The organism is Streptomyces sp. RP5T (genome assembly GCF_003933965.1).
Taxonomy (GTDB): Bacteria; Actinomycetota; Actinomycetes; order Streptomycetales; family Streptomycetaceae; genus Streptomyces.
This window is the reverse complement of sequence record NZ_RSAJ01000570.1, coordinates 1-5,294: the sequence shown is the minus strand read 5'-3', so window position 1 is coordinate 5,294 and position 5,294 is coordinate 1. Positions and strand designations below refer to the sequence as shown.

3 protein-coding genes are annotated in these 5,294 nt (G+C 68.1%); 2 read left to right on the top strand and 1 reads right to left on the bottom strand.

Going from position 1 to position 5,294, the window contains the following annotated elements; genetic code table 11:
• The first annotated feature begins 278 nt into the window (after positions 1 to 278).
• Positions 279 to 2,804 carry an ATP-dependent Clp protease ATP-binding subunit gene (locus EHS43_RS36515; RefSeq protein WP_125194892.1) on the top strand — a complete coding sequence of 842 codons (2,526 nt, stop codon included), beginning with the start codon at positions 279 to 281 and terminating at the stop codon, positions 2,802 to 2,804.
• A gap of 98 nt (positions 2,805 to 2,902) precedes the next feature.
• On the opposite strand, the gene EHS43_RS36510 is transcribed toward EHS43_RS36515, so the two are convergent.
• Positions 2,903 to 3,550 carry an HAD family acid phosphatase gene (locus EHS43_RS36510; RefSeq protein WP_125194891.1) on the bottom strand — a complete coding sequence of 216 codons (648 nt, stop codon included), beginning with the start codon at positions 3,548 to 3,550 and terminating at the stop codon, positions 2,903 to 2,905.
• Between the two features lie 377 nt (positions 3,551 to 3,927).
• On the opposite strand from EHS43_RS36510, the gene EHS43_RS36505 reads away from it, so the two are divergent.
• A complete protein-coding gene (locus EHS43_RS36505) occupies positions 3,928 to 4,476 on the top strand; it encodes a M23 family metallopeptidase (RefSeq protein WP_125194893.1) in 549 nt (182 codons plus the stop codon).
• Positions 4,477 to 5,294 lie beyond the last annotated feature (818 nt).

Below are 5,294 nucleotides of genomic sequence, written 5' to 3'. Positions count from 1 at the left end.
GTCCCAGCGGGTAAGACATCCCTAGTGGGAGGGGGCGACACGCAGGAAAGGCCGTCTCACGTTCGCCATTGGCGTACTGGCGACTGGGGTAACTGCCTGGCCTGCGGGAACATCGTCTCGCACTATCGGGTTGGAGCAGATGTCGGCGTTCGGGGTCAGGAGGCCATCGACGGTGTCGGCAGTTGGAATGAGCGGTCCCCGCTTGCGGGACTAAGCTGCGGAAGGACAGGGAGGGGAAGTTCCCCCCACTGCCTGACCGCTCTGAGGAGCGATTAACGATGTTCGAGAGGTTCACCGACCGCGCGCGGCGGGTTGTCGTCCTGGCTCAGGAAGAAGCCCGGATGCTCAACCACAACTACATCGGCACCGAGCACATCCTCCTGGGCCTGATCCACGAGGGTGAGGGTGTCGCCGCCAAGGCCCTTGAGAGCCTCGGGATTTCGCTCGAGGCGGTCCGCCAGCAGGTGGAGGAGATCATCGGCCAGGGCCAGCAGGCCCCGTCCGGGCACATCCCCTTCACCCCCCGTGCCAAGAAGGTCCTGGAGCTGTCGCTCCGCGAGGCCCTTCAGCTGGGCCACAACTACATCGGCACGGAGCACATCCTGCTCGGCCTGATCCGTGAGGGCGAGGGCGTCGCCGCCCAGGTCCTGGTCAAGCTGGGCGCAGATCTCAACCGGGTGCGGCAGCAGGTCATCCAGTTGCTCTCCGGTTACCAGGGCAAGGAGACCGCCACCGCCGGCGGGCCTGCCGAGGGCACCCCCTCGACGTCCCTGGTCCTCGACCAGTTCGGCCGGAACCTCACCCAGGCCGCTCGTGAGTCCAAGCTCGACCCGGTCATCGGGCGCGAGAAGGAGATCGAGCGGGTCATGCAGGTGCTGTCCCGCCGTACCAAGAACAACCCGGTGCTGATCGGTGAGCCCGGCGTCGGCAAGACCGCCGTCGTCGAGGGCCTCGCCCAGGCCATCGTCAAGGGCGAGGTGCCCGAGACCCTCAAGGACAAGCACCTCTACACCCTGGACCTCGGCGCGCTGGTCGCCGGCTCCCGCTACCGCGGTGACTTCGAGGAGCGCCTGAAGAAGGTGCTCAAGGAGATCCGCACCCGCGGCGACATCATCCTGTTCATCGACGAGCTGCACACGCTGGTCGGTGCGGGTGCCGCCGAGGGCGCCATCGACGCCGCTTCCATCCTGAAGCCGATGCTGGCCCGCGGTGAGCTGCAGACCATCGGTGCCACCACGCTGGACGAGTACCGCAAGCACCTGGAGAAGGACGCGGCCCTGGAGCGCCGCTTCCAGCCCATCCAGGTCGCCGAGCCCTCGCTCCCGCACACCATCGAGATCCTCAAGGGTCTGCGCGACCGGTACGAGGCCCACCACCGTGTGTCCATCACGGACGAGGCCCTCGTCCAGGCCGCGACCCTGGCCGACCGGTACATCTCGGACCGCTTCCTGCCGGACAAGGCGATCGACCTGATCGACGAGGCCGGTTCCCGGATGCGCATCCGCCGGATGACCGCGCCGCCGGACCTGCGCGAGTTCGACGAGAAGATCGCCGGCGTCCGCCGCGACAAGGAGTCCGCGATCGACTCGCAGGACTTCGAGAAGGCCGCCTCTCTCCGCGACAAGGAGAAGCAGCTCCTGGCCGCCAAGGCCAAGCGGGAGAAGGAGTGGAAGGCCGGCGACATGGACGTCGTCGCCGAGGTCGACGGCGAGCTGATCGCCGAGGTCCTTGCGACCGCCACCGGCATCCCGGTCTTCAAGCTGACCGAGGAGGAGTCCTCGCGTCTGCTGCGCATGGAGGACGAGCTCCACAAGCGGGTCATCGGCCAGGTCGACGCCGTCAAGGCGCTGTCGAAGGCGATCCGTCGTACGCGTGCGGGCCTCAAGGACCCGAAGCGTCCCGGTGGTTCGTTCATCTTCGCCGGCCCGTCCGGTGTCGGTAAGACCGAGCTGTCCAAGGCGCTCGCCGAGTTCCTCTTCGGTGACGAGGACGCGCTGATCTCCCTCGACATGTCGGAGTTCAGCGAGAAGCACACGGTCTCGCGGCTCTTCGGTTCGCCCCCCGGCTACGTGGGCTACGAAGAGGGCGGCCAGCTGACCGAGAAGGTCCGCCGCAAGCCGTTCTCCGTGGTCCTGTTCGACGAGGTCGAGAAGGCCCACCCGGACATCTTCAACTCGCTGCTGCAGATCCTGGAGGACGGTCGTCTGACCGACTCCCAGGGCCGGGTCGTGGACTTCAAGAACACGGTCATCATCATGACGACCAACCTCGGCACCCGGGACATCTCCAAGGGCTTCAACCTGGGCTTCGCGGCCTCGGGTGACAAGAAGACCAACTACGAGCGCATGAAGAACAAGGTCTCGGACGAGCTCAAGCAGCACTTCCGTCCCGAGTTCCTCAACCGCGTCGACGACGTGGTCGTCTTCCCGCAGCTGACCCAGGACGACATCCTCAAGATCGTCGACCTGATGGTGGGCAAGGTCGACGAGCGCCTCAAGGACCGGGACATGGGCATCGAGCTCTCCCAGTCCGCCAAGGAGCTGCTGTCCAAGAAGGGTTACGACCCGGTGCTGGGTGCGCGTCCGCTGCGTCGCACCATCCAGCGCGAGGTCGAGGACACGCTGTCGGAGAAGATCCTCTTCGGCGAGCTGCGTCCCGGCCACATCGTGGTCGTCGACACGGAGGGCGAGGGCGAGAACCAGACCTTCACCTTCCGCGGCGAGGAGAAGTCGGCGCTGCCCGACGTCCCGCCGATCGAGCAGGCGGCCGGCGGTGCCGGGCCGAACCTGAGCAAGGAGGCGTAAGCCTCACGGCCGCAGGGCCGACAGCCGCAGGGCTGGCAAGAGGGGCCGGTGCTCTCGGAGCACCGGCCCCTCTCGCGTACCCGAACGCCGTGCGTGGGTCAGGACAACTGGCCGTCGTAGTCCGGGAGTTTGAAGGTCTTCTCGGCGTGGCCACCCGACAGGTCGGTGGCGCTGTTGCCGATGTTCGCGATGATCGTGTAGCCCTTGTTCTCGATGTCGACGCGCTGGGCGGTCTTGTAGGTGGCGACTTCCTTGAACAGGTCGATGAAGCTGCGGACGTAGAGGCCGTTGACCTGGTAGCCGACGTGCTTGAGGTTGTAGTCGGTCGCGGAGGCGATGATGCCGGGGCGGGCGGTCACGAAGAACAGGGCCACGCCGTGCTCCTGGGCGTACTTCGCGACGGCCAGGACGGGCTTGTTGGCCGGTGAGGGGTAGCTGAAGCCGAAGTCCGTCTCCAGGGTGGTGTTGTCGATGTCGAAGACGATCGCCGGCTTCTCGCCGGGGCCGGGGGCGGCGATACGCGTCTTCAGGTAGGGGAGGGCCTGGTTCATCACGGCCTGGCAGTCTGCCTGCCAGGTCGCGTAGTCGACGTCAGCGGCGGCGGTCGCGGCGGCTGTCGTGGAGGTGCCGGTGGTGCCGGTGGTGCTGGTCGCGGCGGCCTGGGCGGGCACGGCCAGGGCGACGAGTGCGGCTGCGGAGACGGTGGTCAGGGCGGTGCGGCGCGCCCAGGGGCGTCTGCTTCTCATGTGTGGGGGTCCTCTCACGTCCGTATGCCGTTGTCTGGTGCATGTTCGGTGGCGAGGGTGGCGCGAGGGGAACCGTAGGGTTACCGGGCGGTAAGTCGCCAGAGACGTGCGTCACATGACGGGGAATTTCCCTGAGGCCCCCGGTGACTTGCCGCACAGGCGATTTGCCCATTACTAGGCGGAATAGTGGGGCGATAAGGCGGTTGATTCGGGCAGGGAAAAGAACTTCCTGTACGTCCGTTCTCGACCCATTACTACATTCCGTCGTAGATGAGCTGTTTGGGGGTATTCGGCCCGGCGGGTTACCAAGGGATGCGCCAACCGGCCGCCGTCGTGCGCCGGGTGGTTCCCCTGTCCCCGGCATCATGAGGTTCCGAATGTTCCAGCGCGTCTCCCACCGCTCTTCCCGTACGTCCCTGCTGCGCACCCGTGTGGCCGTCGTGGCCGCGTCCGTCGGGGCGTCGGCCGTACTGGGGGCCGGAGTCGCCTCCGCCGCGTCCTCCTCGCACTCCTGGGTCGACCCGGTGCAGAAGTACAAGCTCAGCGCCAGCTTCGCGCAGGCCGGGGGCATGTGGCAGTCCACCCACAGCGGGCAGGACTTCGCGGTGCCGAGCGGCACGAAGGTCGTCGCCGCGCACGGCGGGACCGTCGTCAAGGCGGGTCCGGGTGGTGCCGGTGACGGTGCCGCGTACGGCAACGCCATCGTGATCAAGCACGGCAACAAGACGTACTCGCAGTACGCCCACCTCTCCCGGATCAAGGTCAAGGTCGGCCAGGTCGTCAAGACCGGTCAGCGCATAGCCCTGTCCGGCAACACCGGCAACTCCAGTGGCCCGCACCTGCACTTCGAGATCCGCAGGACGGCGAACTACGGCTCGGCGATAGACCCGGTCGCGTTCCTGCGCGCCAAGGGTGTCCGCGTCTGAGGTGGGTTGCTTGATGGGCGGGCGGTCGTGATGGCCCCCGCCCGGGGGTGAGGGGGCGGAGTTGGACGCCGGTCGCCCGGGCCTGAGCGCGGGCCCGGCCCCGGGGTACGGATGCTGTGTGTGCCCCGTCCGAGGCGGATGGTGGGAGCTCGGCCTCTTCTGGTGCGGCTCCCATTCCGGGTTTTTTGGGTGCCGACCCTCGGGTGTTGCTCCCGGGCCATGGCCACGACTCTGGCGCCCCCTCTCGGGGCGATCCCGGTCTCAACTCCCTGGCCGCCGACCGCTTTGGGCTCAAACCCGGGCCCTTCGTGGCCCGGCCTCGTGGGTCTGTCCCGGTCTCAAGTCCCGGCTTCCTGGGCCCTGTTCGGGCCGAACCTCCCGGGGTCGTCCTGGCTTGGCCTCCAAGATCCGTCCAGGGCTCGATTCCCGGGCCCCTGGGCCTCTCTCGGGCCGAACCCGGGCGGATCCTTGCTCGGTCTCCTGGGTCCTGCCCGGGTCGAACCCCCCGGGGTCGCCCTGGCTTGGCCTCCAGGGCCCGTCCGAGTCTCGAATCCCGGATCCCTCGGTCTCTCTCGGTTCGAACCCCGGGCTCGTCCTGCCTCGGCCTCCCGGGCCCGTCCGGGGCTCGATTTCCGGGCCCCTGGGCCTCTCTCGATTCGCCCCCGGGCTCAGCCTCCCGCGCCCCTGGGCCCTTCCGGGTTCCGGATTCGGGCTCGTCCCGGCCCGGCTTCCAGGGCGCCTCTCGGCCCCAACCCCCGGACTCCCGGGCCCTGCTCGGCTCACACCCCGGGCCCGTCCTGGCCCGGCCTCCATGGCCC

Bases quoted from the DNA above. Each gene is read 5' to 3' on its own strand.
- EHS43_RS36515 (WP_125194892.1), top strand. From the start codon at position 279: ATGTTCGAGAGGTTCACCGACCGCGCGCGGCGGGTTGTCGTCCTGGCT.
- EHS43_RS36510 (WP_125194891.1), bottom strand. From the start codon at position 3,550: ATGAGAAGCAGACGCCCCTGGGCGCGCCGCACCGCCCTGACCACCGTC.
- EHS43_RS36505 (WP_125194893.1), top strand. From the start codon at position 3,928: ATGTTCCAGCGCGTCTCCCACCGCTCTTCCCGTACGTCCCTGCTGCGC.